Annotated in this window: 23 protein-coding genes; 12 read left to right on the top strand and 11 right to left on the bottom strand. The window is 70.3% G+C overall.

Annotated elements, in window-relative coordinates; all coding sequences use genetic code 11:
- Window positions 1-24: 24 nt before the first annotated feature.
- The gene (locus OG787_RS31200; protein ID WP_405537314.1) at window positions 25-789 is read right to left on the bottom strand and encodes an alpha/beta fold hydrolase; all 765 of its coding nucleotides are present in this window, start codon (window positions 787-789) and stop codon (window positions 25-27) included.
- Window positions 790-945: 156 nt separating this feature from the next.
- Between OG787_RS31200 and OG787_RS31195 the strand changes: the two genes are divergently transcribed.
- Together OG787_RS31195 and OG787_RS31190 are read left to right on the top strand one after the other, a co-directional pair.
- Window positions 946-2,172: an FAD-dependent monooxygenase gene (locus tag OG787_RS31195; protein WP_405537312.1), complete on the top strand. Its 1,227-nt coding sequence runs from the start codon at window positions 946-948 to the stop codon at window positions 2,170-2,172.
- Between the two features lie 100 nt (window positions 2,173-2,272).
- Entirely contained in the window at window positions 2,273-2,992 is a 720-nt protein-coding gene (locus tag OG787_RS31190; protein ID WP_369035970.1) for a TetR/AcrR family transcriptional regulator, read from the top strand.
- Between the two features lie 39 nt (window positions 2,993-3,031).
- Here the strand turns inward: OG787_RS31190 and OG787_RS31185 are convergent, their stop codons facing one another.
- The gene (locus tag OG787_RS31185) at window positions 3,032-4,723 is read right to left on the bottom strand and encodes a thiamine pyrophosphate-binding protein (RefSeq protein ID WP_369035971.1); all 1,692 of its coding nucleotides are present in this window, start codon (window positions 4,721-4,723) and stop codon (window positions 3,032-3,034) included.
- Window positions 4,720-5,694, bottom strand: coding sequence for an agmatinase (gene speB / locus OG787_RS31180; RefSeq protein WP_405537311.1), 975 nt, complete (start codon window positions 5,692-5,694; stop codon window positions 4,720-4,722). Before speB ends, OG787_RS31185 begins: the two co-directional genes overlap by 4 nt.
- Before the next feature lie 129 nt (window positions 5,695-5,823).
- Here speB and OG787_RS31175 point away from each other — a divergent pair, with 129 nt between their 5' ends.
- Together OG787_RS31175 and OG787_RS31170 are read left to right on the top strand one after the other, a co-directional pair.
- Window positions 5,824-7,314, top strand: a complete 1,491-nt coding sequence (locus OG787_RS31175; protein WP_405537310.1) for a helix-turn-helix domain-containing protein — start codon at window positions 5,824-5,826, stop codon at window positions 7,312-7,314.
- A gap of 94 nt (window positions 7,315-7,408) precedes the next feature.
- On the top strand, window positions 7,409-8,203 hold the full coding sequence (locus OG787_RS31170; RefSeq protein WP_369035974.1) for a phosphatase: 795 nt from the start codon (window positions 7,409-7,411) through the stop codon (window positions 8,201-8,203).
- A gap of 10 nt (window positions 8,204-8,213) precedes the next feature.
- On the opposite strand, the gene tesB is transcribed toward OG787_RS31170, so the two are convergent.
- The 3 genes from tesB to OG787_RS31155 all read right to left on the bottom strand — a co-directional run bounded on the left by tesB (window position 8,214) and on the right by OG787_RS31155 (window position 11,067).
- On the bottom strand, window positions 8,214-9,095 hold the full coding sequence (gene tesB, locus OG787_RS31165; RefSeq protein WP_369035975.1) for an acyl-CoA thioesterase II: 882 nt from the start codon (window positions 9,093-9,095) through the stop codon (window positions 8,214-8,216).
- Window positions 9,096-9,130: 35 nt separating this feature from the next.
- Window positions 9,131-10,288, bottom strand: coding sequence for an acyl-CoA dehydrogenase family protein (locus OG787_RS31160; RefSeq protein ID WP_369035976.1), 1,158 nt, complete (start codon window positions 10,286-10,288; stop codon window positions 9,131-9,133).
- A 170-nt stretch (window positions 10,289-10,458) separates the two neighbouring features.
- Window positions 10,459-11,067: a TetR/AcrR family transcriptional regulator gene (locus OG787_RS31155; protein ID WP_405537307.1), complete on the bottom strand. Its 609-nt coding sequence runs from the start codon at window positions 11,065-11,067 to the stop codon at window positions 10,459-10,461.
- 119 nt (window positions 11,068-11,186) lie between these two features.
- Between OG787_RS31155 and OG787_RS31150 the strand changes: the two genes are divergently transcribed.
- From OG787_RS31150 to OG787_RS31135, 4 genes are read left to right on the top strand one after another with little or no spacing between them, the layout of a single operon-like run.
- Window positions 11,187-12,803 carry a carboxyl transferase domain-containing protein gene (locus OG787_RS31150; protein ID WP_405537306.1) on the top strand — a complete coding sequence of 539 codons (1,617 nt, stop codon included), beginning with the start codon at window positions 11,187-11,189 and terminating at the stop codon, window positions 12,801-12,803.
- A gap of 14 nt (window positions 12,804-12,817) precedes the next feature.
- Window positions 12,818-14,749 (top strand): acetyl/propionyl/methylcrotonyl-CoA carboxylase subunit alpha, encoded by a 1,932-nt coding sequence (locus tag OG787_RS31145; protein ID WP_405537304.1) that lies wholly within the window; start codon window positions 12,818-12,820, stop codon window positions 14,747-14,749.
- Window positions 14,746-15,705 (top strand): hydroxymethylglutaryl-CoA lyase, encoded by a 960-nt coding sequence (locus tag OG787_RS31140; RefSeq protein WP_405537303.1) that lies wholly within the window; start codon window positions 14,746-14,748, stop codon window positions 15,703-15,705. The genes OG787_RS31145 and OG787_RS31140 overlap by 4 nt, the downstream gene beginning before the upstream one ends.
- Before the next feature lie 6 nt (window positions 15,706-15,711).
- The gene (locus OG787_RS31135; protein WP_405537302.1) at window positions 15,712-16,884 is read left to right on the top strand and encodes an acyl-CoA dehydrogenase family protein; all 1,173 of its coding nucleotides are present in this window, start codon (window positions 15,712-15,714) and stop codon (window positions 16,882-16,884) included.
- Here the strand turns inward: OG787_RS31135 and OG787_RS31130 are convergent.
- The 5 genes from OG787_RS31130 to OG787_RS31110 all read right to left on the bottom strand — a co-directional run bounded on the left by OG787_RS31130 (window position 16,841) and on the right by OG787_RS31110 (window position 21,214).
- Window positions 16,841-17,536 carry a biliverdin-producing heme oxygenase gene (locus OG787_RS31130; protein WP_405537300.1) on the bottom strand — a complete coding sequence of 232 codons (696 nt, stop codon included), beginning with the start codon at window positions 17,534-17,536 and terminating at the stop codon, window positions 16,841-16,843. The genes OG787_RS31135 and OG787_RS31130 overlap by 44 nt on opposite strands.
- On the bottom strand, window positions 17,533-18,690 hold the full coding sequence (locus tag OG787_RS31125; RefSeq protein WP_405537299.1) for a polyprenyl synthetase family protein: 1,158 nt from the start codon (window positions 18,688-18,690) through the stop codon (window positions 17,533-17,535). The genes OG787_RS31130 and OG787_RS31125 overlap by 4 nt, the downstream gene beginning before the upstream one ends.
- A 159-nt stretch (window positions 18,691-18,849) precedes the next feature.
- Window positions 18,850-19,011, bottom strand: coding sequence for a hypothetical protein (locus OG787_RS31120; RefSeq protein WP_405537298.1), 162 nt, complete (start codon window positions 19,009-19,011; stop codon window positions 18,850-18,852).
- A gap of 26 nt (window positions 19,012-19,037) precedes the next feature.
- A complete protein-coding gene (locus OG787_RS31115) occupies window positions 19,038-20,798 on the bottom strand; it encodes a hypothetical protein (protein WP_405537296.1) in 1,761 nt (586 codons plus the stop codon).
- Window positions 20,799-20,866: 68 nt separating this feature from the next.
- Window positions 20,867-21,214, bottom strand: coding sequence for an SCO4225 family membrane protein (locus OG787_RS31110; protein ID WP_405537294.1), 348 nt, complete (start codon window positions 21,212-21,214; stop codon window positions 20,867-20,869).
- A 121-nt stretch (window positions 21,215-21,335) separates the two neighbouring features.
- On the opposite strand from OG787_RS31110, the gene OG787_RS31105 reads away from it, so the two are divergent.
- The 4 genes from OG787_RS31105 (at window position 21,336) to desA (ending at window position 26,654) form a co-directional block, all read left to right on the top strand.
- Entirely contained in the window at window positions 21,336-22,592 is a 1,257-nt protein-coding gene (locus tag OG787_RS31105) for a glycosyl hydrolase family 28-related protein (protein WP_405537293.1), read from the top strand.
- Window positions 22,593-22,973: 381 nt separating this feature from the next.
- Complete coding sequence (locus OG787_RS31100) at window positions 22,974-24,035, top strand: ABC transporter substrate-binding protein (protein WP_369037549.1); 1,062 nt, start codon at window positions 22,974-22,976, stop codon at window positions 24,033-24,035.
- A 136-nt stretch (window positions 24,036-24,171) separates the two neighbouring features.
- The gene (locus tag OG787_RS31095) at window positions 24,172-25,050 is read left to right on the top strand and encodes a siderophore-interacting protein (RefSeq protein ID WP_405537291.1); all 879 of its coding nucleotides are present in this window, start codon (window positions 24,172-24,174) and stop codon (window positions 25,048-25,050) included.
- A gap of 149 nt (window positions 25,051-25,199) precedes the next feature.
- The gene (desA, locus tag OG787_RS31090) at window positions 25,200-26,654 is read left to right on the top strand and encodes a lysine decarboxylase DesA (protein ID WP_405537290.1); all 1,455 of its coding nucleotides are present in this window, start codon (window positions 25,200-25,202) and stop codon (window positions 26,652-26,654) included.
- Window position 26,655: the final 1 nt, after the last annotated feature.

Here is a 26,655-nt window from a genome sequence, read left to right as displayed (position 1 = left end):
CAGCTTCTCATGTAGAACCGCGCGTCAGCGGTCCAAAGAGTTCCAGAAATCGGTGAGTACCTGGGCGCCCCGTACCGGGTCCTGGGTCATCCACCAGTGGCCCAGGCCGTCGAGTGTCACCGTACGGGCGCCGGCCCGGCGGGCCGTGCGGGTGCGTTGTTCGGCCGTGCCGACCACGCGGTCTTCGGTGGCGAGCAGGGACAGGCCCGGTCGCTGCGCCGCGCGTTCGAGCTCACGGCCCAGTTCGGCCATCACCGGTTGGGCGGCCGATCGGTAGAGGGCGTACGCCGCTCGGCCCATCGCCTCGTCCTGGCCCGCCGCGACCCGCTTCGCCACCGGCTCGCTCATGCCGAGTTGTACGAGCATCGCGACCCGCATCTCGGGGTCGGGTCCGAGCGGGACGGCGGAGGCCGGGCCCGTGCTCTCCGGCGCCTGCTGGCTCAGGGCGAACTCGTGCCACACGTAGTCCGGGTCGAACAGGCCGATCACATCGCTGACCCAGCTGCGTACGAGGTCCGGGCGGGCCATCACCGCGTTGAGGGCGTGTGCGCCGCCCCAGTCGTGTCCGACCAGGTCGACGGGCTCGGCGAAACGCTCCAACTCGCCGATGAGCCAGTCCCGGTAGTCACCGACGGTCGCGTCGAACCCCGTCGGCAAGGGCGCACCGAAACCGGGCGGGGAGAGGCGGATCGGGGCGGGGCGGGCGGGAGCGACGCGTTCCAGCTCGACGAGCAGCGGCTCCCAGACGTCCTGCGTCTCAGGGAACCCGTGGACGAAGACCGTTGGCATGGCGGGAAGTCCCTTCGTGTTGGTCGCGACCAGGTTCGCGACCGATTTCACGTCCGATCAGATGACCGGCCAGGCGGCCAAGCAGTGACTGAATCAGACGACTGAACCAATGACTGACCAAATGACCAATCTGGTCAGTGAGTATAGTCTGGGGGCATGAACACGAACACCGACCCGCGACAGCGGGCCCTCGTAGTCGGACTCGGCGTCAGTGGAACCGCCTCCGCGCTGCGGCTCCACAAGGCCGGATGGGACGTCACCGTCCTGGAGAAGGCAGCCGAACGTCGGCGCGGCGGGTACTTCCTCACTCTCTTCGGCACCGGGATCACCGCGGCGGAGCGCCTGGGCATCGAGGTGCCGGACCGTTTCTCGGAGGACATCGCCTACTACAACGTCGATCGCGCGGGCAGGCGACGGCGTGGCATGGGCTTCGCCGAGGCCGTGGCCGGCGAGTCACGCCCGGTCGTGCGCGGCGACGTCGAGCAGGCCGCGTTCGACGCCCTGCCCGAGGACGTCGAAATCCGGTACGCGTCCGTGCCTGTGGCGCTGCGCCAGGACGAGGACGGCGTGCACGTCGACATCGAGAACCGGGCCTCGGGGACGGTGACCACCGAACAGTTCGGCCTCGTCGTCGGCGCCGACGGCCTGCGCTCGACCGTGCGGCGGCTCGCCTTCGGGCCCGATGACGGTCACATCCACCGTCTCGGCTACATGCTCGCGGCGTGCGCCCTGCCCAGCTCGGTCCCCGGTTTCCGGGGCACGGACGGCATCGTCATGTCCGAACAGGGCCGGTCGGCATGGGTGTTCGCCTTCGCCGACCGGCCCCCGACGGTGCTGTTCAACTACCGCACCGACGATGTGGACGGCGAGTTCACCCGGCCCGCCATCGACTCGCTGCGGGCCGTGTTCGGACCGGAGCCCACGGGCTCGACGCTCGGCTGGCTGCTCGACCAGTTCGAGCAGGCACCGGACCACCTGTTCGACACCGCCGAGCAGGTACGGCTCGACACCTGGCACCAGGGCAGGGTGGTCCTCGTCGGCGACTCGGCCTGGTGCCTGACCCTCTACTCCGGGATGGGGGCCTCCAGCGGCCTGGCCGGGGCCGACATGCTGGGCACGATGCTGGAGCAGCATCCCGGAGACGTGCCGGGGGCGCTGCGGGCCTGGGAGGCGAAACTCCGCCCCTTCATCGAGTTCCACCAGGAGACCGGCATAGCCATGCGCAAGCTCTTCGTCCCGGCCGACCACACCGAGTACCAGATCCGGTCCCTCTTCGACCACGTGGTGGGGACGACGGTCGGCCGTACGGTCATCTCGAAGCTGGAGCACCGCAGCAAGGCTTCCCGGATGAAGACGGTCGACATCGGCCTCGGCCTGTCCTGACCGGTCCGCCCTGGCCTGCTCACCTCCGTGAACCCCCGAGGACCCACGTGAACCCCCGTGGCATCATGCTGCGAAGAGCGACACGGAAGGAAACACGACGGTGAGCCGGCTGATCGAACACGACTCCGTCAAGGCGGCCAGAATCCTCGACAGCGCGCGCGAGCTGGCCCTCGAACACGGCCTCCGCAAGGTGACCATCGCCGAGATCGCCGCAGCCGCGGCCGTGGGCAAGGGCACGGTCTACCTGTACTGGGAGACCAAGGAAGACCTGTTCGTGGGGCTGGCCGCACGCGAGGTGCTGACCTGGATCGAGACCGTCAACGACCGGATCGCCCAGGACCCGCGGTCCGTCCTGCCCCGCCGTCTCGCTCCGCTGCTCATCCGTACGACACTGAGCAACCCGTGGCTGCGGTGGCTCCAGAGCGACGACAGCGCCATGCGCCAGCTGCTCCACCGCCCCACCGACCAGCAGCGCTTCGCCGAGGCCACGACGAGCGCGATGGGCAACGCGGTCCTGACGATCCTGCGCGACCACGGGATCGTGCGCGACGACCTCCCGCTGCCCAGGCAGATGTACGCCCTGCACGCCGTGCTGGTCGGGTTCGTCACCGTCATGAGCAACGCCGACGACGCGGGCCCGTTCAGCATCGACGATCCCGAGACCGCGCTGGCCGACACCGTCCAACTGCTGCTCGAACGGCCTCGCGACCCCGCCGCACACGATGTCGCCAAGGCCGCGGAAGCGGTACGCGCCCGGTTCACCGAGATCCACGACAACCTGCTGGACCTCGTCGCGACGGGCGCCGCAGGAACCAGGTGATCCCCGGCACCGGATGACCGCCTGCCGCACGGAGCGCCGTCAGTCGTCCAGATGCGTCGCCGCGAACATCCGCAACACCGCCGGAAGCACCACCACCGAAGGCCCCGGCTCCCCCAACGCCTTCGCGAGGTCCGCCTCCAGCGTCTCCGCCGACGTCCGCACCCCCGGCACCCCGAACGACTCCGCCAACGCCACATAATCCGGCCGCGACAACTCCGTCCCCGTCGCCTCCCCGAACGCGTCCGTCATGTACTCGCGCAGAATGCCGTACCCACCGTCATCCACGATCAGCCAGGTCACGTTCAGGTCGTACTGCCGAGCCGTCGCCAACTCCGCGATCCCGTACAGCGCCCCGCCATCCCCCGAGACCGCGAGTACCGGGTACGTCGGATCCGCCACCGCCGCTCCCAGTGCCGCCGGGAAGGCGTAGCCGAGACCGCCCGCGCCCTGCGCCGAGTGCATCGTGTTCGTGCCGCGCGGGTCGAAGCCCGCCCAGGCCCAGTACGAGAGAATCGTCATGTCCCAGAAGGACGGAGACCTAGACGGCAGCGCCGCCCTGACCGACGCCAACAAGCCCTGCTCCAGGGTGAGTTCCTGAGCGGCGATCCGCTCACCCACCCGCTCCAGCACCCCCCGAACCCGCTCCCCCGCCGACTCGTCCTCCCGTGCCACCACCACCGTTTCCAGCAGCGCCTGCAACGCCAACCGCGCATCCGCGTGGATGCCCAGTGCCGGGTGGTTGGACTCCAACTTGCCGAGGTCCGCGTCGACTTGGATGACCCGGCCGCGCGGCTTGAACGTGTGGTAGTTCGACGACAGTTCGCCCAGCCCCGAGCCCACCACCAGCAACACGTCCGCGTCCTCGAGGAAGTCCGTCATGTGGCGGTCCTCCATCCAGGACTGCAACGACAGCGGGTGCGTCCACGGGAACGCGCCCTTCCCGCCGTACGTCGTCACCACCGGCGCCTGGAGTCGCTCCGCCAGCGCCCTCAACTTGCCTGACGCGTCCGCCCGTACGACTCCGCCGCCCGCGATGATCGCCGGGCGCTCGGCGTTGGACAGCAAGTGGGCTGCCAGGGCCGTCAGTTCGGGGCGCGGGGGCAGCTCCTCGGGGAACGCGTCGCCGCCCGTCACCACCGGGACCGGGGTCTCCGCCAGTAGTACGTCCTGCGGGATCTCCACCCATACCGGGCCGTGCGGGACCGTGAGTGCCGACTTCCAGGCATCGGCGATCGCCGACGGGATCTGGGACTGCGTACGCACCGTGTGAACCGACTTCACCACACCCCTGAACGACGCCTGCTGGTCCGGGAGTTCGTGCAGGTAGCCGTGTCGGCCCCCGCCCAGCCCGGCAGTCGGGATCTGGCTGCTGATCGCGAGCACCGGGGCCGATGCCGCCGCGGCTTCTTGCAACGCCGCCAGCGACGTCAGCGCGCCCGGGCCCGTCGACAGCAGCAGCGGTGCCGCCTCTCCCGTCACCCTGCCGTACGCGTCCGCCGCGAAACCCGCGTTGTTCTCCACCCGTAGACCGATGTACCGCAGGTCCGAGCGGCGCAGCGCGTCGAACATGCCCAGGGCGTGCTGGCCGGGCAGGCCGAAGACGGTCGTCGTGCCGAGGCCGGCCAGCGTCTCCACGACCAGGTCTCCGCCGTTGCGGCCGGGGGGCGGGTTGAGGGCGGCCTCCGTCTGTGCGGCGGTCGGCTTCAGCACCAGGTCGTGGTCGTGAGTCATCGTTCTCGGGCCTCTGCAATCTGGCGGGACATGATCGTCGTCAGTTCGTACGCCGTGTGCGACGCCGCGACCGACGTGATCTCGGCGTGATCGTACGCGGGGGCCACCTCCACCACGTCCGCCGAGACCAGGTTGCAGGACGCCAGGCCCCGCAGGGTCTCCAGCAGCTCCCTCGACGTCATGCCGCCCGCCTCCGGCGTACCCGTGCCGGGTGCGAACGCCGGGTCGAGACAGTCGATGTCGATGGAGATGTACAGCGGGCGGTCGCCGATGCGCTGGCGGAGTTGGTCGGCGACCTCGTCCACGCCCCGCCGCATCACGTCCGCCGACGTCACGATGCCGAAGCCCATCTTCGCGTCGTCGTCCAGGTCCTGCTTGCCGTACAGCGGGCCGCGCGTGCCGACGTGGGAGAGGGCGGAGGTGTCCAGGATGCCCTCCTCCACCGCCCGCCGGAACGGCGTCCCGTGCGTGTACTCGGCCCCGAAGTAGGTGTCCCAGGTGTCGAGATGGGCGTCGAAGTGGAGCAGCGCCACCGGGCCGTGCTTCTTCGCCACCGACCTCAGCAGCGGCAGCGCGATCGTGTGGTCGCCGCCGAGGGTCATCAACCTCGCGCCCGTTCCCAGGAGTTCGTCGGCCGCCGCCTCCACCGTCTCCACGGCCTCGTTGATGTTGAACGGGTTGGCTGCGATGTCCCCGGCGTCCGCCACCTGCGCCAGCGCGAACGGGGACGCGTCCTGCGCCGGGTTGTACGGGCGCAGCAGCCGCGACGCCTCGCGGATCGCGTTGCCGCCGAAGCGCGCGCCCGGCCGGTAGGAGACCCCCGAGTCGAACGGCACCCCGACCACGGCGACATCCGCACGTCCGCCGACCTCGTCGAGGCGCGGCAGCCGCGCGAAGGTCGCGGGACCGGCGAATCTCGGGACGCGGGACGAGTCGACGGGGCCACGGGGCGTCTCGTAGCTGCTGGTCATACCGTTCCGCCTTCTCTCCGCGCCGGACGTGGCCGGCGAGCCGCTGGCGCCAGACTAGGTGGCCGGGACAGCACCAGGAAGTGTACGTTTCATCCACTGTCACCGCCTCGTACGGATGGAACATCCACCATGTCCACCCTGCCGGACCCGGCCCCCTCCGTACCGCCCACTCCCCCCGTCCCCCTCTCCGCCCTCCTCGCCCGCGAGGACCTCGCCCTGCGCCAGATCGCCGGCCCGACCGCCCCCGACCCCGCGATCCACTGGGCGCACGCGTCGGAGATGGCGGACCCGTACCCGTATCTGCTCGGTGGTGAGCTGCTGCTGACGGCCGGGGTGCACATCCCGGAGGCGGCCGGCTCGGGGACGTACTTCGACGATTACGTGGCCAGGATCGTGGCGGCCGGTGGCGCCGCGCTCGGGTTCGGCGTCGCGCCGGTGCACGACAGCGTGCCGCGGGCGCTGGTGGAGGCCTGCGACACGTACGAGCTGCCGCTCGTCGAGGTCCCGCCGCGGACGACCTTCTCGGGCGTGGCCCGTGCGGTCTGGCAGCTCATGGCGCAGGCCCGGCTGGCCGAACTCCGCCGCGTGACGGAGGCCCAGCAGAGCCTGGCCGCCGCCGCGTCCCGCCCGGACCCCGTGCCTTCCGTGCTCCGCCAGCTGGCCCAGCGGGTGGGCGGCCGGGCGGTGCTGTACGGGTCGGACGGAGCGGAGATCGCCGCCGCGGGGCGGAAGACGGGCGCGGACCAGGCCCTGGCCGACCTCGCGGCCGTGGTCCGGCCCACCCACGGCACCTCCCGTGGCCCCGCCTCCGCCACGGACACCGACCCCACCGCCGGCACCCGTCTCGCCGCCTACGCCCTCGGCACCGGCCAGGGCTTCGTGCTCGCCGTAGCGGCACCCGAACGTACGTCCGGCGACCACACGATCGCCTCCGTGGCAGCCGTACTCCTCGCCCTCCTCACCGGCGAACACCAGAGCGGCACCGGCGCCGCCCGCTCCTCGGCCCTCGTACGGCTGCTGCTGGGGGCGGCACCGGAGACGGTCGCCCCGCTGCTGGGCCCGGACGACCGCTGGACCGTCGTACACGCACAGCCCGAAACAGCAGCCCCTGATCCGGTGACTGCCTCGGCGCTCGGTACGGCGCTCGGCTCGCCGCTGGTCGACGTCGACGGGGATGTCGTACGGGTCCTGCTGCCCGCCGGTCGTGAGGTCGCCCCGCAGCCCGGCTGGACGTGCGGGATGAGTGCCCCGGCCGGACCGGGCGAGTGGCCGTCCGCCGACTCCCAGGCGGCCCGTGCGCTCGCCCGCGCCCGGGCGACCCGTACGCCCCTCGTCCGCCACGGCGAGCGGGCCGCCGCGCTCTCGGACCTCGTCCCCGAAGCCGACGCGACGGCCCACGCCCGTACCCTCCTCGCGCCGATCGCCGGAGCCCCGGCGCTGGTCGAGACGTTGCGCACCTGGCTCTCCCTGCACGGGAGTTGGGACCGTACGGCGGTCGCGCTGGCCGTGCACCGCAACACCGTCCGGCAGCGGATCGCGCGCTGCACGGCCCTCCTCGGCACGGACCTCGACGATCCCGACGTACGCATGGAGTTGTGGTTCGCGCTGAAGCAGTACTGAGGAAGTACTGAGGCAGCGATGACGTGGCGTGACCTGCGTCCCAGCGATCGGGACGCCGGGCACGCGGGCTGTTGTCTGCCTCACAATGGGAGGCATGCCGATACCCGGGATTCCCAGCCGCGCCGAGCTTGTCGATCACCTTGTGAAAACCCGTATCGCGGGTGATGTCGCCACGCCCCGCGAGAACAATCTCTCCCACTACCGCAAGCTGGCGAACGGCGAACGGCACTACTGGCTCGGGCTGGAGCTGGGCGACCGCTGGACCGACGAGCAGGACGTGCTCGCGGTGATGGCCGAGCGGGTCGGCGTGAACGACGATCCCGAACACCGGTACGGCCAGGACACCATCGACCCCGAGCTGACGGTCGCCGCGCTGGAACGGCTCGCGGCCCGGCTGCGCAAGGCGGCCGACGGGCAGCAGCGGGTGCTGTTCGCCACCGGCCACCCGGGCGGTCTGCTCGACGTGCACCGCGCCACGGCCGACGCGCTGCGGTCCGCCGGCTGCGAGATCGTCGTCATCCCGGACGGTCTGACGACGGACGAGGGGTACGTCTTCCAGTTCGCGGGCGTCGCGGTGCTGGAGCACGGGGCCACACTGTGGCACACCCACTCCGGTGAGCCGATGCGCGCGATCCTGACCGGCCTTGAGCGCGAGGGCCGTCCGCTGCCCGACCTGGTCGTCGCCGACCACGGCTGGGCGGGGTACGCCGGACAGCACGGCATCGACTCCGTCGGGTACGCCGACTGCAACGACCCCGCGCTGTTCCTGGCCGAGTCGGAAGGCACCCTCCAGGTGGCCGTTCCGCTCGACGACCATGTGACGAGCCCGCGCTTCTACGACCCGCTCACGGCGTTCCTGCTGGGCGAGGCCGGGCTGACCGAAGCATAGGAACAGCTGGTCAGGAGGCGCGTGGGACCCGGATCACGCCCTCCTGGATGACCGTGATCGCCAGCTGCCCGTCCTGCGTGTAGATACGGCCCTGGCCGAGCCCACGGCCGCCGGACGCGGACGGCGACTCCTGGTCGTACAGCAGCCATTCGTCGGCGCGGAACGGGCGGTGGAACCACATCGCGTGGTCCAGGGAGGCGCCGACCACGTCGTTCACCGCCCAGCCGCCTCGTCCGTGCGCCAGCAGGATCGAGTCGAGCAGCGTGTAGTCGGAGACGTAGGTGGCGAGGCAGACGTGGAGCAGTGGTTCGTCCACCGCACCGCCCAGCTTGCCGTTCGTACGGAACCAGACCTGGGAGCGCGGTTCGCGGGGCTCGCCGAACCTGCCGTAGGGCGGGTCGTCGACGTAGCGGATGTCGACGGCCTCGCGGGACTCCAGGAACTTCTCGACGATCGCCGGGTCCAGGTGCGCGTACCCGGGGAGCTGTTCCTCGGCCGTGGGGAGGGTCGCCGGGTCGGGGGCGGCGGGCATCGGGGCCTGGTGGTCGAGGCCGTCCTCGTGCTGCTGGAAGCTCGCCGAGAGATGGAAGATCGGCTGCCCGTGCTGGACCGCGACGACCCGCCGGGTGGTGAAGGAACGGCCGTCGCGGATGCGGTCGACGGTGTAGACGATCGGCACGCCGGGGTCGCCGGGGCGCAGGAAGTACGAGTGGAGCGAGTGGGCGGGACGGTCCGACGGGACCGTACGCCCGGCGGCGACGAGGGCCTGGGCCGCCACCTGCCCGCCGAAGACACGGGGGACGATGGCGGGCCGGGACCGGCCGCGGAAGATGTTCTCCTCGATCTGCTCAAGGTCGAGTAGATCGAGGAGAGACTGAAGTGCCTGGCTCATGCAGTCATTTCTACTGCTCGGTAATTTCGGGAGCCTTACAGGCCCATGTCCTTCGCGATGATCGACTTCATGATCTCGCTGGTGCCGCCGTAGATGCGGTTGACGCGGTTGTCCGCGTACAGGCGGGCGATCGGGTACTCGTTCATGAAGCCGTAGCCGCCGTGCAGTTGGAGGCAGCGGTCGATCACGCGGTGGGCGACCTCGGTGGCGAACAGCTTGGCGCTGGCGGCCTCGGCGGGGGTCAGCTCGCCCGCGTCGAGGGCCTCCAGGGCGCGGTCCACGACGGCCTCGGCCGCGTCCACCTCGGCCTTGCAGGCGGCCAGCTCGAACTTGGTGTTCTGGAAGGACGCGACCGGCTTGCCGAAGACGGTGCGCTCCTGCACGTACTGCTGGGCGAACCGGACGGCGGCCTTGGCCTGGGCGTAGGCGCCGAAGGCGATGCCCCAGCGCTCGGAGGCGAGGTTGTGGCCGAGGTAGGAGAAGCCCTTGTTCTCCTCGCCGAGGAGGTCCTCGACGGGCACCTTGACGTCGACGAACGCCAGCTCGGCGGTGTCGGAGGTGCGCAGGCCGAGCTTGTCGAGCTTGCGGCCGATGGAGTAGCCCTCGGACTTGGTGTCCACGGCGAAGAGGGAGATGCCGTGGCGGCGGTCCTCGGCGGTGGGCGCGTCGGTGCGGGCGCAGACTATGACGCGGTCGGCGTGGACGCCGCCGGTGATGAAGGTCTTGGAGCCGTTGAGGACGTAGTGGGTGCCGTCCTCGCTGAGCTTGGCGGTGGTCTTCATGCCCGCGAGGTCGGAGCCGGTGCCCGGCTCGGTCATCGCGAGGGCCCACATCTCCTCGGCGGAGACGAACTTCGGCAGGAAGCGCTTCTTCTGCTCGTCGGTGGCGAGCATCTTGATGTACGGCAGACCGAGCAGGACGTGCACTCCGGAGCCGCCGAACTGGACGCCCGCGCGGGACGTCTCCTCGTACATCACGGCCTCGAACTTGTACGAGTCGATGCCGGCGCCACCGAACTCCTCCGGGACGTTGATCCCGAAGAGGCCCAGCTCGGCGAGCTTGTAGTAGAACTCGCGCGGCGCCTGGCCCGCGGCGAACCACTCGTCGTAGACGGGCACGACCTCGGCCTCGATGAAGGCGCGAAGGGTCTCCCGGAACGCCTCGTGATCCTCGTTGAACACAGTACGGCGCACCGCCGCCACCCTTCTCTGCGCCTAAACCGGCGCCGCTCTCGCGTACGTGGTTGCTCGCCGTTGGGGTTGCTCAATTGATGGCTGCGGTTCCAAACGGCTAAGCGCTTGCTCAGGCTAACCGTACCCGTGAGTACGAAGTCCCGTCCAGGGGAGTCGGGCCGTAACGCTCGTCACTCCCCCGCCGAGCCCGGCACCTCCGCCGCCTCGAACGCCCCCCTGGCCATCCGGTGCAGCAGGGCCGCCGTGGTGCCCCGGCCCGGGAGCGAGCCGGGGCGGCCCAGGTGCGGGGTCGAGTTCAGGAGGCCGAAGACCGAGTGGACCGCCGAGCGGGCCGTCGGTTCGGTCAGTTCCGGGTAGACCTCGCGCACGACCTCCACCCACAGCTCGACGTACTGCCGCTGGAGCTGGCGCACCAGCTTGCGGTCGCTGTCGCGCAGGCGGTCCAGTTCGCGGTCGTGGAGGGTGATCAGGGGGCGGTCGTCCAGGGCGAAGTCGATATGGCCCTCGATGAGGGAGTCCAGGAGCGTCTCGGGGTCCCCGTCGGACTCCGCCACCCGGCGCTTGCCGCCCGTCAGGAGCTGGCCGCTGATGCCCACCAGCAGTTCGGCGAGCATCGCGTCCTTGCCCGGGAAGTGGCGGTAGAGGCCGGGGCCGCTGATGCCCACCGCGGCCCCTATCTCGTCCACGCCCACGCCATGGAAACCGCGCTCGGCGAAGAGCCGGGCAGCCTCCTTGAGGATCTGCTCGCGACGGGTCGGGGCGTCGGTTCTGGTGGCCATGCAAATGATTCTAGACACGGAGGTTAGCGGTCGTTAACCTGGAGGAAATGCGTTAACGCTCATTAACTAGTCGACCATCGACAGATCACTGGATGACCACAGGGTGAGGGGACCGCAGGATGCAGGAGGCACCGGAGCTGCACAGCGCGGCGGACCCCGCTTCGGAGGCCTGGCGGGCCAACGAGGCGGCTCACCGTGCGCTGGTCGAGGAGCTGCACGGCAAGCTGGCCGTGGCCCGGCTGGGCGGGGGCGAGAAGGCCCGGGCCCGGCACACCGCGCGCGGGAAGCTGCTTCCCCGGGAGCGGGTGGACCAGCTCCTTGATCCCGGGTCGCCCTTCCTGGAGCTGGCTCCTCTCGCCGCCGACGGGATGTACGAGGGTCAGGCACCGGCCGCCGGTGTCATCGCCGGGATCGGGCGGGTCAGCGGGCGTGAGTGCGTGATCGTCGCCAATGACGCCACCGTCAAGGGCGGCACGTACTACCCGATGACCGTCAAGAAGCATCTCCGCGCGCAGGAGGTCGCCCTCGACAACCGGCTCCCGTGCATCTACCTGGTGGACTCCGGGGGCGCCTTCCTGCCCATGCAGGACGAGGTCTTCCCCGACCGTGACCACTTCGGGCGGATCTTCTTCAACCAGGCCCGGATGTCCGGTGCCGGCATTCCGCAGATCGCCGCCGTGCTCGGGTCCTGCACGGCCGGTGGGGCCTACGTCCCGGCCATGAGCGACGAAGCCGTCATCGTCCGCAATCAGGGGACCATCTTCCTGGGCGGGCCCCCATTGGTGAAGGCGGCCACCGGTGAGGTCGTCACCGCCGAGGAGCTGGGCGGAGGGGACGTCCACGCGCGCGTGTCGGGCGTCACCGACCATCTCGCCGAGGACGACGCGCACGCCCTGCGCATCGTCCGGAACATCGCCGCGACCCTCCCCGCGCGCGGGGCGCTCCCCTGGGACGTCCGGCCGGCCATCGAGCCCAAGGTGGATCCGCACGGGCTGTACGGCGCGGTGCCTGTGGACCCCCGCACCCCCTATGACGTACGGGAGATCATCGCGCGCGTGGTCGACGGTTCCCGTTTCGCGGAGTTCAAGACCGAGTTCGGGCAGACCCTCGTCACCGGGTTCGCGCGGATCCACGGGCACCCGGTCGGGGTGATCGCCAACAACGGCATCCTTTTCTCCGAATCCGCCCAGAAGGGCGCCCACTTCATCGAACTCTGCGACCAGCGCGGCATCCCGCTGCTGTTCCTCCAGAACATCTCCGGGTTCATGGTGGGCCGGGACTACGAGGCCGGGGGCATCGCCAAGCACGGCGCCAAGATGGTCACGGCGGTGGCCTGCACGCGCGTGCCCAAGCTGACGGTGGTGGTCGGCGGGTCGTACGGCGCCGGGAACTACTCGATGTGCGGCCGGGCGTATTCACCGCGCTTCCTGTGGATGTGGCCCGGCGCCAAGATCTCGGTCATGGGCGGCGAGCAGGCCGCGTCCGTCCTCGCGACCGTCAAGCGGGACCAGTTGGAGGGGCGAGGCGAGTCCTGGCCGACCGAGGCGGAGGAAGCGTTCAAGGACCCGATCCGCGCGCAGTACGAGCGCCAGGGCAATGCCTACTACGCGACGGCCCGCCTATGGGACGACGGCGTCATCGACCCCCTGGAAACCCGTCAGGTACTGGGGCTCGCGCTCACTGCCTGCGCCAACGCGCCACTGGGCGACCCCCAGTTCGGCGTCTTCCGGATGTGACGTTATGAGGACCCATGTTTGACACAGTGCTTGTCGCCAACCGGGGCGAGATCGCGGTCCGGGTCGTCCGCACCCTGCGCGCGCTGGGCGTGCGTTCGGTGGCCGTCTTCTCCGACGCGGACGCCGACGCCCGGCACGTCCGGGAGGCCGACACGGCGGTACGGATCGGACCTGCCGCAGCGGCGGAGAGCTATCTGTCCGTCCCCCGCATCCTCGAAGCCGCCGCCCGCACCGGCGCCCAGGCGGTGCACCCGGGGTACGGCTTCCTCGCGGAGAACGCGGTCTTCGCGCGCGCGTGCGTCGACGCCGGGCTCGTCTTCATCGGGCCGCCCGCCGACGCGATCTCCCTGATGGGCGACAAGATCAGCGCCAAGGAGACGGTCCGCGCGGCCGGGGTGCCCGTGGTGCCCGGCGGCCGTGACCCCGAACTCATCGAGGCGGCCCGGGAGTTGGGCGCGCCGGTGCTGCTGAAGCCCAGCGCGGGCGGCGGCGGCAAGGGCATGCGGCTGGTCCGGGACCTCAGCACCCTGGAGGAGGAGATCGCCGCCGCCCGCCGCGAGGCCCGCGCCTCCTTCGGCGACGACACGCTCCTCGTCGAGCGGTGGGTGGATCGGCCCCGGCACATCGAGATCCAGGTCCTGGCCGACGGCCACGGGAACGTCGTACACCTGGGCGAGCGTGAGTGCTCGCTCCAGCGGCGGCACCAGAAGATCATCGAGGAGGCGCCCTCCGTCCTCCTCGACGAGGGCACGCGCGGGTCCATGGGCGAGGCGGCCGTACAGGCGGCCCGCTCCTGCGGCTACGTCGGCGCGGGGACGGTCGAGTTCATCGTCCCGGGCAGCGACCCCGCCTCGTACTACTTCATGGAGATGAACACCCGCCTCCAGGTGGAGCACCCGGTGACCGAGCTGATCACGGGCCTCGACCTGGTGGAGTGGCAGCTGCGGGTCGCGGCGGGCGAGCCACTGTCCTTCGGACAGCAGGACGTACGCCTGACCGGGCACGCCGTGGAGGCCCGGCTCTGCGCCGAGGACCCCTCCCGCGGCTTCCTGCCGTCCGGCGGCACGGTGCTCGTCCTGCGCGAACCCTCCGGTGACGGCGTACGCACCGACTCGGGGCTGAGCGAGGGCACGGAGGTCGGTTCGCTGTACGACCCGATGCTGTCCAAGGTGATCGCGTACGGCCCGGATCGCCCGACCGCGCTCCGTAAGCTCCGGGCGGCCCTCGCGGAGACGGTCACGCTGGGCGTGCCGACGAACGCCGGGTTCCTGCGCCGGCTCCTCGCCCATCCGGCGGTCGTGGCGGGCGAGTTGGACACGGGGCTGGTCGAGCGCGAGGTGGACTCCCTCGTACCGGACGGGGTGCCGGAGGAGGTGTACGAGGCGGCGGCGGCCGTACGGATGGAGGCGCTGCGGCCGAAGGCGGGAGCGGAGGCGGGCGGTTGGACGGATCCCTTCTCGGTGCCGAGCGGTTGGCGGCTGGGAGGCACGCCCAAGCCGGTCGGCTTCTCCCTGCGCGTGCCGGGACTCGAACCCGTCACTCACGTGGGACATGGCACCCACACCGTCACCGACGACCAGGTGTCCGTGGTCCTGGACGGCATCCGGCACACGTTCCACCGCGCCGGCGACTGGCTGGGCCGGGACGGCGACGCGTGGCAGGTGCGCGACCACGACCCCGTGGCCGCCGCCCTGACCGGCTCCGCGCACTCCGGCGCCGACTCGCTCACGGCGCCCATGCCGGGGACGGTGACGGTCGTGAAGGTGGCCGTGGGGGATGAAGTGGCCGCAGGTCAGAGCCTGTTGGTCGTCGAGGCGATGAAGATGGAGCACGTCATCGCCGCCCCGCACGCGGGCACGGTCGCCGAGCTGGACGTCACCCCGGGGACGACGGTCGCCATGGACCAGGTGCTCGCCGTGATCACCCCTGTGGAGGAGGAGAAATGACGCTCCCCATGGTCGTACCGGCCCCGGATCTGCCCGCGCGGGTCAGGATCCACGAGGTCGGCGCGCGCGACGGGCTACAGAACGAGAAGGCGACCGTGCCGACGACGGTGAAGGCGGAGTTCATCCGCCGACTGGCCGACGTGGGCCTGACGACGATCGAGGCGACGAGCTTCGTCCACCCCAAGTGGGTGCCCCAACTGGCGGACGCGGAAGACCTGTTCCCCCGGATCAGCGATCTCCCCGTACGGCTGCCGGTGCTCGTCCCGAACGGACGCGGCCTGGACCGCGCCCTGGCGCTCGGCGCACGCCAGGTAGCCGTCTTCGCCAGTGCCACGGAGTCCTTCGCGAAGGCCAACCTCAACCGCACGCTCGACGAGTCGCTCGCGGTGTTCGAGCCGGTGGTGCGGCGGGCGAAGGACGAGAGCGCGCACGTACGCGGCTATGTGTCGATGTGCTTCGGCGACCCCTGGGAGGGGCCGGTCCCGATCCACCAGGTCGTACGGGTGTGCAGGGCGCTGCTGGACATGGGCTGCGACGAGCTGAGCCTCGGCGACACGATCGGCGTCGCCACCCCCGGCCATGTCCTGGAGCTGCTCTCCTCCCTCAACGAACAGCGCGTGCCGACGAACGTGCTCGGCGTGCACTTCCACGACACCTACGGGCAGGCGCTCGCCAACACCCTGGCCGCGCTCCAGCACGGCGTCACCACCGTGGACGCCTCAGCGGGCGGCCTCGGCGGCTGCCCGTTCGCCAAGTCCGCGACCGGCAACCTGGCCACCGAGGACCTGGTGTGGATGCTCCAGGGCCTCGGCATCGAGACCGGGGTCGACCTCGCCGGCCTGGTCGCCACGAGCACATGGATGGCGGAGCAACTGGGCCGCCCGAGCCCGTCCCGCACCGTACGAGCCCTGTCCCACAAGGATGCGCAGGCCTCACAGGAATCCCAGGAGCAGTGAACGACCATGGACCACAAGCTCTCCCCCGAACTGGAAGAACTCCGTCGTACGGTCGAGCAGTTCGCGCACGACGTCGTGGCTCCGAAGATCGGCGACTTCTACGAGCGGCACGAGTTCCCGTACGAGATCGTCCGTGAGATGGGCCGAATGGGCCTGTTCGGGCTGCCGTTCCCCGAGGAGTACGGCGGGATGGGCGGCGACTATCTGGCGCTGGGCATCGCGCTGGAGGAGCTGGCGCGGGTGGACTCGTCGGTGGCGATCACCCTGGAGGCGGGGGTCTCGCTGGGCGCGATGCCCATCCATCTGTTCGGCACGGAGGAGCAGAAGCGGGAGTGGCTCCCGCGCCTGTGCGCCGGGGAGATCCTGGGCGCGTTCGGCCTGACGGAGCCGGACGGCGGCTCGGACGCGGGCGCGACCCGGACGACCGCCCGCCTCGACCCCGACACCGGCGAATGGGTGATCAACGGCACGAAGTGCTTCATCACCAACTCGGGCACGGACATCACGGGCTTCGTCACAGTGACGGCGGTGACGGGCCGCAAGCCGGACGGCAGGCCGCACATCTCGGCGATTCTCGTCCCGTCGGGCACGGCCGGGTTCACGGTGGCGGCGCCGTACTCGAAGGTCGGCTGGAACGCCTCGGACACCCGGGAGCTGTCCTTCGCGGACGTCCGGGTCCCGGCGGCGAACCTGATCGGCGAGGAGGGGCGCGGGTACGCCCAGTTCCTGCGCATCCTCGACGAGGGGCGGATCGCGATCGCGGCGCTGGCGACCGGACTTGCCCAGGGCTGCGTGGACGAGTCGGTGAAGTACGCAAAGGAACGGCAGGCGTTCGGGCGCCCGATCGGCGCGAACCAGGCGATCCAGTTCAAGATCGCGGACATGGAGATGAAGGCCCACACGTCCCGCCTGGCCTGGCGGGACGCGGCCTCACGCCTCGTATCGGGCGAGCCCTTCAAGAAGGAGGCGGCCCTGGCCAAGCTGTACTCGTCCACGATCGCCGTGGACAACGCCCGCGACGCGACGCAGATCCACGGCGGCTACGGCTTCATGAACGAGTACCCGGTGGCCCGGATGTGGCGCGACTCGAAGATCCTGGAGATCGGTGAGGGCACCAGCGAGGTGCAACGGATGCTCATCGCACGGGAGTTGGGGCTGGGGATGGAGATGGCGGGCTGAGCCCGACGGACAGGGCCCCGGTGATCGCGGCGGTGTGCCGGTAGGCGCTGTGGGCCGCCGAGACGATCCGGCCCTGGGCCTCGGGGCCGGCGAGGGCCTGGCTCTGATTCATACGGGCGGTGAGTCCGGCCCAGCGCTCACGGTCGCCGCTGGTGTAGTAGGCGACGCCGTCGGTGCCGGGGAGACGGTAGGCGGCGGTGACGTACGAGTGGAGGAAGAGGGCGCCGAGCGTCGAGCCCTCCATGACGTAGAGGTATCCGAGGAGGGCGGGGAGGTCGGAGTCGGCGGCGCGCTGCCGTATGTCGGCGGCGAAGGCGTCCGCTTCCTCGGCGGCCCAGGGGCCGGGGACGGTACCGAGGCCGGCGAAGTAGGCCAAGTCGCGCTCGATGAGCGGGAGTTTGACGAGGTCCGGCGACCACACGGGGTCGCCGGCATCGGAGGAGGGGTCCGGGACGCGCGGGAGTTCCCCTTCCAGCGCCTCCAACACCACCCGGTAGGCGGCGAGTTGGCCGACGTACCGCTCGACGGGAAGTGTCCCGGCGATCATCGCGCTCGCGAAGGGGGTGGCCTCCAGGGCGTCGTGCCAGTCGCGGGTGCTCGCACGCAGCCGCTCAACCACCGTGGCCGGGACCGGAACCGGGGCGGCCGTCACGTACCGCTCCGCTGCTGGAGCGTCTCGTGGAGACGGTCGATGAGGTGGCCCTTGCGTTCGATGGTCAGGTCGAAGTAGGCGGCGCTGCGGTCGGAACGGCACACGCGGTACACGCTCTCCTTGGCGTCGAGCTTCAACCGGACGGCTTCGGCGGCGAGTTCGAGGAGCGTCGATTCCAGTTTGGGATGCCCGAGGACGTAGGCCTTGAGCCGCTCACCAGCCAGAGCAGGTGACTCGGAGTCGAGCAGTTCGAGGAAGACCCGGTTGCTGAGCCCGTCGTAGTCCTCGTGGATCCTGCCGCCGCCGAACTCGGGCACGAAGTCGGTGAGGTCGTTGAACAGCTGGCTGGCCAGGCCGAGTTGGCGCATGGCGACGTCCAGGATGTCCTGCTCGTCCTCGACGACGCGCAGGCCGGCGAGCGCCGAGTCGAGCGGCATCCGGAAGAGGGTGCCGGTCTTGAGGGCGGCGAGGGACTCCCAGTAGGCGACGCGCTCTTCGAGGGGCGCGGCGATGAGTTCGGCGCGGGTCTCGGCCGTACGGGTGGACAGGTCGACGGCCTGCCCGGTGAAGCCGCTCTCGACCGCGCGCACCAGGCTGTCCACGACAGCGGGATCCTCCGCGTGCCGCAGGACGGCCGCGATCAGCCAGGACCCGGTGTTGAGAGCGAGCGGCACGCCATGCGTGACGTGGAGCGCGGGTTCGCCGTACCGGACGTCGCTGCCGTCCTGGATGTCGTCGATGGCGACGAAGGCCTTGAGCATGACCCGTACGGAGACGGCGGCCCGCCGGACGAGAGCCAGGTCCGCCTCGGCGCCACCGTCCCCCAACTCATCGGGGAAACCCCGGTAGTTGCGGTAGGCCCAGTAGACCATCGAGGGTCGCAGCGGGGCCCGGTTTCCGCCGGGCGCCCCGGCGGTCGGGGGCAGCGCCTCCTGGCCGACCTTGGACCCGACGGCGTCGGCGACGGGTTCGTAGAGGGAGCGCCGCAGGGCGGACTCGTACACGGACTGCGAGGAGACCGCCGCGGGGGCGGTCAACGAGCTGAGAAACTCGGCCAGATCCTCCTCCAGCAGAGCGGCGTCACTCCGCACGACGCCCGCCACCGCTTCCCTTACTTCCGCCGCCCCACCAACGACCTTCTCCGTGGCACCCATTCCCGCCTCAGCCTCCGCTTCCGGCTCCCACCCCCGACCCCCGTCGACACGCAGAAGCGTGATCGCAACTGAAGTTCCTCGCAAGGGAGTTCGAAGCCACCACGGCGCCCGATATGGCGAAATCCAGCCGCTAAGCCCGCTACACGGGCCTACGCACTCTCAGTGGACGAGAAAAGCGACCAAGAGCGCGAGCGGCAGAAACACGCCACCCGCCGCCATCAGCCACCCCACCCGCCACGACGTCCGGTCCCCGACGGCGACGCACAGCCACGTCACGAGCACGAGATAGACGGTGAGCGGCACCCCGATGAGAACGACCACGTGAACCCCTCCTCTTCCCAGGATCCTCAGACTCGATGCACGGTGTGCAGGGCCGTGGCGTACGTCCCCGTCCCGTCCAGCAGCGAGGCGCCGCCGAGGTCGGCCATCGTGGGCCCGTCGACGGTCTTGCGACTGGAGAGGAACCGCCGCTTGCCGCCCGTGTCGAGCCCCAGATGGATGCCGACGTGATCGACGGTGACCGTCGGGTTGTCGTCACCGGAGTCGGCGTTGAAGAGGACCAGGTCGCCGGGCTGGAGCAGCGCGGCGGCGGGCGGGTTGGTGCCGTCGGTACGGTCGATGCGCACGCCCGGGGTGTGGTCGGCCATGTGCCGGGACTTGCGCGGGATACGGAGCCCGGTGGTGTCCTCGCCGGCGGCCAGCGGAACGCCCAGGTGGTAGCCGTACACCATGCGCACGTACCCCGAGCAGTCGAGATTGCCGACCTGCTTGCTGGAGGGCCCGGTGTGGACGCCGTCGTCGAAGGTCCAGCCGACGCCCATGTACTCGTGGAAGTCGGCGCCTTCGTAGCGGTAGCCCTGAGGATCGAGATACCCGTACCCGGCCTCGCCGAGCACCTGCTTGCCCTGGGCGGGCCCGGCTCCGGCGGTGACGGCGGGCGCGCCGCCGAGGAACATGGCAGCGTGGGCGAGCACGTCGGGGGCGGTGGACCCGACCCACCCGCGTACGACGGCCGCCGTCGGCTCACTCCACGTCCCGTCGAAGGGCTGGGGCAGCACCCGTACCCAGTCGCCGTGGGTGACGCTCGGCGGGACGTCCCAGTTGGCGGCGTCGACCTGGAACCGGCTGACGGTGAGGGTGACGGGCAGATTGGTGCACCCGGTATTGGCCAGCGCGCGCAGCCCCACGCGCCCCTTGCCGAAGGTGGGATCGCTGGTCTCGACGGCCCACGCGACCGGCTCGGCCGACGCGGAGGCCCACGCCTTGACCCGGATGGCCGTCCCCTCGCGCCGCACGCGGATGGTCCACTCGGTACCGGCCGCGACTCCGCCTGCAAGGCTCACGGCGGGCACCAACTGACTGACGACGTCGGCGACTTCCTTCTCGACGCGGAGTTGGACGGCGCCCGTGGTGAGAAAGGACAGCCGGGCCCGGTAGTTGCCGTGCGGACTCTGGTAACCAAAGGTGAGCGCGTACGAACACGCCTCCCCCGTGGGCACCTTGTCGAAGGAGGCCACGGCACGCACATCGACGTCGGTGATCTCACCGTCGCGCAAGCTGGCATGCCGACTGACGCCGTCCGTGGTCAGGGCGATCCTCCCGGCCCCCGGCACGACCGAGTAGTCGGTGTCGCCACCCCCGAGCGTGGCCCAACTCCCGCCACCGGGCGAGGTTCCCCAGTACGCCCGCTCATCCTCCGGCAGGCTCACATCCGGCAGAGTGCGCTGAAAGTCGTCCACGAAGGGCCGCTTGTTCTCGACGAACGTCCGCTCCGGCCCCGCCAGTACGACGGTCCGCGCACCGTGCGTCAGCAGCGCGACCCGCTTACCGCCGGAGGTCACCTCGGTGCGGGCCGGGGTCCCTGGCAGCACGGTCGCGGTGAGGGCGGTGCCCAGGGTGAGCTGGGCGAAGTAGGAGGCGTCCAGCGGAGGGAGCGTCACTGCTGAACGGGCGCCTGCGGCAAGGGCGTTCGGGGCCGGGAAGGGCTGGACGGTTGCTGCCGAGTCGGCGGCGGCGCGTGCGGGGGCGACGGTCAGGGCGCCGAGGGGGACCGAGGCGGCGGAGGCCGCGATGGCGGCCAGGAGGTGGCGGCGGGAGGTGGTGGACATGGGGCGCATGATCTCGTACGGGGGCCGGGCGGGCGGAGTGGCTTTCGGCGGCGCGGCTGGTGGCGCGATCAGACGCCACCGACGGTACGGGCCGACGCCGGACGGATCCTGCGCAGCGCCAGCCCCACGAAGGCCGCGTTCGCCACAGCAGCCACCCCGATCCCCACCAGGTAGAGCGCCAGGAACGCCCCGCTGCCCGTGCCGTTCAGGGTGCCCTCCGGCAGGAGGGTGTACAGGAGGCTCAAGGGGGCCGTCAGGAGCCACGGGACCGCGCCCGACATCGAGGCGTCTGCGTGGGTGACGAAGAAGGTGTCGAACAGGAAGAAGCCCGTCGCGGCGGCGACCACGGCCAGGTAGGCGCGGGAGAGCCAGTTGTCCGTGGCCAGGGTGAGCAGGTTGCGGCGGTTGTTGTTCATGATGGCCTCCGGTGCGTGTGGTGCGTCGTGTGATGCAGTGCGTTCACAATGGCCCGCGCACGGCCGCCTCGGCATGAGTACACCTACTCATCCGTAACTGAGCTTCAGGGGGATTCACCACATGGGAAACACGCAGAGCACTCCGGGTGCGGGGTACGAGGCTCCCCGCACCCGGAGACTCTTCCTCGGCGGAGCCGCAGTCGGTGTCACCGCCACCGCCCTCACCGGAATCGGGTCGGCGACCGCGACCGCCGCCGAGGGGGACGTGCCCGAGGTCGACGGCCTGGGGTGGCACGACGTACGCGGTTACGGCGCCACCGGCGACGGCACCACCGACGACACCCTCGCCATCCAGGCCGCCCTGGACGCCTGCGAGCCCGGCAACACGGTGTATCTGCCGGCGGGTCAGTACCGTACGAGCGCGCCGGTGCGGATACCGCCGTACGTCACCCTCCAGGGCACCCACGGCGGCGGCGAGAACGAATGGGGCGCGGCCGACCCGGCGTTCGGGCTGAAGCCGTTGCCGGGGTTCACGGGTGAGGCCGTCGTGCTGGTGCTCGACCAGCTCCGGGGCGGGTACGCCACCAAGTCCGTCGAGGTGCGGATCCTTCAACTGACCATCGACGGCAGCGCGTTGCCGGCGGGCGGCGCGGAGGTCGACGGGATCCGGGCCGTCGGGCAGGTCCAGCACCTCCAACTGCGGGACGTGCAGGTGCGGAAGGTCACCGGGCACGGCATCAACACCACGTACAACGAGGCCGTGCCCGCGGGCCCGCAGGCGCCGTTCTGTCTGCACTTCGACCGGGTCTCCGTCCTCTGGCCGGGGACTTTCGGCATCGCGCTCAACAACTCCACGGACTCCGTCCTGCACGACGTGTACGTGCTCGGCGGGAACGGCTCCGGCTGGTGGATCGCGGGGGCCGGCAACTCGACGTTCACCAGTTGCCGGGCCGAGTGGTCGGCCAAGGAGGGCTTCGTGATGCGGACCTGGCAGGGGGTCATCCAGTTCAGCGGCTGCTCCACCGACCGCAACGGCTACGACGGCATCAACGTGCAGAACACCGACAGCAAGGGCATCCTCCAGCTCAGCGGCTGCCGGCTGACCCGCGACGGCCGCAACGGCGGTACGGGCGGGGGCGGTTACGCCGGACTGAAGGTGCGGAACACCACCGCGAAGGTCTTCGCCGACGGTCTGCTCGTCACCGCCGGGAACGACGACGACGGTTCACCGGGGGCCTCCCCGGCCCGTGGGGTGTCCGCCGGCAACTCGGCCTGCACTGTCGTGAGTTCGGGCTTCGTCGACGGCGTGGAGATCGACTGGCACGACGACGGCGGCAACACCGTCTTCCAGAAGGGGGCGACTGTCGTCCTGTCGTAGTCCTGGTCGTCCTGTCGTGACCCTGGCCGACCTGTCGTCCCCTGGCCGTCCTGGCTGGAAACCGCGCTTCCGGTGACCGCTCGGCATGCTCTCGCAAGGCTCGATCCCGCCGGGGTCGGGCCTTGCGGCCGTTCAGCAACCTCTCCCCCGAGCCGCCTGGGCCTCCTTCACCTTCGCGGTGCAGACATCGCCCAAGCGCTTGAATAATCACCTAAACGGGCCGCACACCTTCGATGCACAGGTCGTTCACAGAAACGGGCACACGCCGCCCCGGGCGTTCCACTTCCCGGAACCACCCTCTGGACATCAGCTGAGGTTAGGCTAACCTACCTTTCGAATTGTCCGGCGGGCCGAACCGCCCTGTTCGAAAGCAGCCATCTCATGTCCAACGCCCGTGCCACCCACTTCTCCCGCCGCGGCATGCTCGCCGCAGGCGGCGCCCTCGGCCTCGGGGCCGTCCTCGCCGCCTGTGGGGACGACGACGCGAAAAGCGGTGGCTCGGACGCGGACGCCTCGAAGGCCGCCGCGACTCCCGCCGCCGGTCCCTGGACGTTCAAGGACGACCGCGGCACGACCGCCAAGGCCGACAAGGTGCCCTCCAGCATCGTCGCCTTCATCGGTGTCGCCGCCGCGCTCCACGACTACGGCGTCGAGGTCAAGGGCGTCTTCGGCCCGACCACGACCAAGGACGGCAAGGCCGACGTCCAGGCCGGCGACCTGGACGTCACCAAGGTGACCGTCCTCGGCAACGAGTGGGGCCAGTTCAACATCGAGAAGTACGCGGCCCTGGCCCCGGACCTCCTCGCCACCACGATGTTCGACAGCGCCGGCACCCTCTGGTACGTCCCGGAGGAGTCCAAGGAGAAGATCCTCGGCGTCGGCGCCCCGACCGTCGGTATCTCCGTGTACGACATCCAGCTGGACCAGCCGCTTCAGCGCATGCTGGAGCTGGCCAAGTCCCTCGGCGCGGACACCGCCTCCGCCAAGGTGACCGCCGCGAAGAAGGCCTTCGAGGACGCCGCCGCCCGGCTGCGCGCGGCCACCAAGGCCAACCCGGACATCAAGGTGCTGGCCGGTTCCGCCGCGCAGGACATCTTCTACGTCTCCGGCTCCAACCTCTCCACGGACCTGGAGTACTTCAAGGCCCTCGGCGTGAACTTCGTCGAGCCCGCCGCCGATGTCCTCAAGGCGAGCGGTGGCTGGTTCGAGAACCTGAGCTGGGAGAACGTCGACAAGTACAAGGCCGACATCATCATGATGGACAACCGGACGTCGGCGATTCAGCCCGCCGACATCACCGAGGCGACGTGGAAGCAGTTGCCCGCGGTGAAGGCGGATCAGGTGATCGCCCGTAATCCGGAGCCGATTCTGTCTTACGACAAGTGCACGCCGCTTCTCACCAGCCTTGCGGAGGCTATCGAGAACGCGAAGAAGGTCAGTTAGCAGCGGGCGCCGGTATCAGCGCCGTGAGTGTCTTAAGTCGTGGGGAACTGCGGGCCCGTCGTGGCTGGTCGCGCAGTTCCCCGCGCCCCTTTCGGGGCGCGTCACCGCGTCCCCTGACATCACATCAGGAGTTCGCATGACGACCGCCGTCACCGCCCCTTTCCGGTTCTTCGCTCTCCACGTCGTACGGACCATCCGCCTCGGTCCGTCCCTCGTCCGCGTCAGTTTCGCCGGGGACGATCTGGTCGCCTTCTTCTCCGACGGGTGCGATCAGAGCCTCTCCCTGTTTCTTCCGCATCCGGGGCAGGACGCCCCCGCCGTGCCCATCGAGTTGGGGGACGGATGGTGGCAGGGGTGGCGTGAACTGCCGGACGACGTACGGGCGGTGATGCGCTCGTACACGCTTCGCGCGCTGCGTGCCGATGCCCAGGGGCGTACGACGGAGATCGACATCGACTTCGTGCTGCACGGCGTCGAACCGGGTGCCGCCACCCCCGCCGGGCCTGCCTCCCTCTGGGCCTCCAGGGCCGGCGCCGGTGACCGCGTTCTGCTGCTCGGGCCCGCGATCGCCGACAACCGTGCGATCCGGTTCCGGCCGCCGACCGGGGCCGATCTCGTGGTCATCTGGGCCGACGAGACCGCCGTACCGGCCGCCTCCGCGATCCTCGAATCGCTGCCCGCCGGCACCCGGGCGCAGGTCTGGCTGGAGGCCGGGCACGCCGGGGACATCCAGGATCTGGTGACCGCCGCCGACGCCGAGATCACCTGGCTGGTGCGCGGCGCGGGCGGAGGGAGCGGAGGAACAGGTGCGCCCTCGGCCCTGGAGGCGATCCGAGGCGCCCAACTCCCCTCCGCAGAGCGGCCGTACGTCTGGATCGCAGGCGAGTCGTCCGTCGTGAAGGAACTGCGCCGGCATCTCGTGCGGGAGCGTGGCATCGACCGTCGGGCCGTCACCTTCGTCGCCTACTGGCGGCGCGGGCTCAGCGAGGAGCAGCTGCGGGAGCAGTCCGAATGACGGCAGAGGCCTAGATCACAGCTGTTACGGGTGGGGCAGGATCGTACAGGAATCCAGCTTAGGTTAGGCTTACCTAAGTTCCACACGATGGAGCTGTTCGACATGGCGAACCTGCACCCGCCCTCTCTGTCCCCCCGGAGGCTCCCCCGATGCGCTCGCACCTGCTCAATGACACGACCGCGGAGCGGTATCGCCGCTCCGTGACCGAAGGAGTCGAGCGGGTGGCGGCCAAACTCGCCACCACGGACCGTCCGTTCACCGGCGTCACAGTCGACGCCCTCGCCCCCCACATCGACCGGATCGACCTGGACCGGCCCCTTCTCGACGAGGCCGCAGCCCTCGACGAGCTCGAAGAGGTCTATCTGCGCGACGCGGTCTACTTCCACCACCCGCGCTACCTCGCCCACCTCAACTGCCCGGTCGTCATACCGGCGGTGCTCGGCGAGGCGATCCTCTCCGCCGTCAACTCCTCCCTGGACACCTGGGACCAGTCGGCCGGCGGCACCCTCATCGAGCGCAAACTGATCGACTGGACGAACGAGCGCATCGGCCTCGGCCCCGCCGCCGACGGCGTCTTCACCAGCGGCGGCAGCCAGTCCAACCTCCAGGCGCTGCTGCTGGCCCGCGAGGAGGCGAAGAGCGACTCCTTCGCCAAACTGCGTATCTTCGCCTCCGACGTCAGCCACTTCAGCGTGAAGAAGTCCGCGAAGCTCCTTGGGCTGAGCGCCGATTCCGTCGTCTCCATCCCCGTCGACCACGACAAGCGGATGCAAACCGTGGCGCTCGCCCACGAGTTGGAGCGCTGCAAGCGCGCCGGGCTCGTCCCCATGGCCGTCGTCGCCACGGCCGGCACCACCGACTTCGGCTCCATCGACCCGCTGCCCGAGATCGCCGAACTCTGCTCCCAGTACGGGACTTGGATGCACGTCGACGCCGCGTACGGCTGTGGACTGCTCGCCTCGGTCAAGCGCCGCGACCTCCTCACCGGCATCGAGCGCGCCGACTCGGTCACCGTCGACTACCACAAGTCCTTCTTCCAGCCGGTGAGTTCGAGCGCCCTGCTGGTCCGCGACTCGGCCACGCTCCGCCACGCCACCTACCACGCGGAGTACCTCAACCCGCGCCGCATGGTGCAGGAGCGCATCCCCAACCAGGTCGACAAGTCCCTCCAGACGACCCGTCGCTTCGACGCCCTCAAGCTGTGGATGACCCTGCGGGTGATGGGCGCCGACGGCATCGGCCAGCTCTTCGACGAGGTCTGCGACCTGGCCCAGGAGGGCTGGGCGCTGCTCGCCGCCGACCCGCGTTACGACGTCGTCGTCGAGCCCTCCCTCTCCACCCTCGTCTTCCGCTACATCCCGGCCGCCGTCACCGACCCCTCGGAGATCGACCGCGCCAACCTGTACGCCCGCAAGGCCCTGTTCGCCTCCGGTGCGGCCGTGGTCGCGGGGACGAAGGTCGGCGGTCGCCACTACCTCAAGTTCACCCTGCTCAACCCCGAGACCACGACGGACGACATCACCGCCGTACTCGATCTGATCGCCGGCCATGCCGAGCAGTACCTGGGAGAAACCGTTGACCGCGTCGTTTCCGTCGCTTCCTGAA

Origin of the sequence: Streptomyces sp. NBC_00075, assembly GCF_045041225.1 — a bacterium.
Classification (GTDB): Bacteria; Actinomycetota; Actinomycetes; order Streptomycetales; family Streptomycetaceae; genus Streptomyces; species Streptomyces adonidis.
The sequence above is the reverse complement of the archived record's forward strand: the minus strand, read 5'-3'. Positions and strand labels throughout refer to the sequence as shown.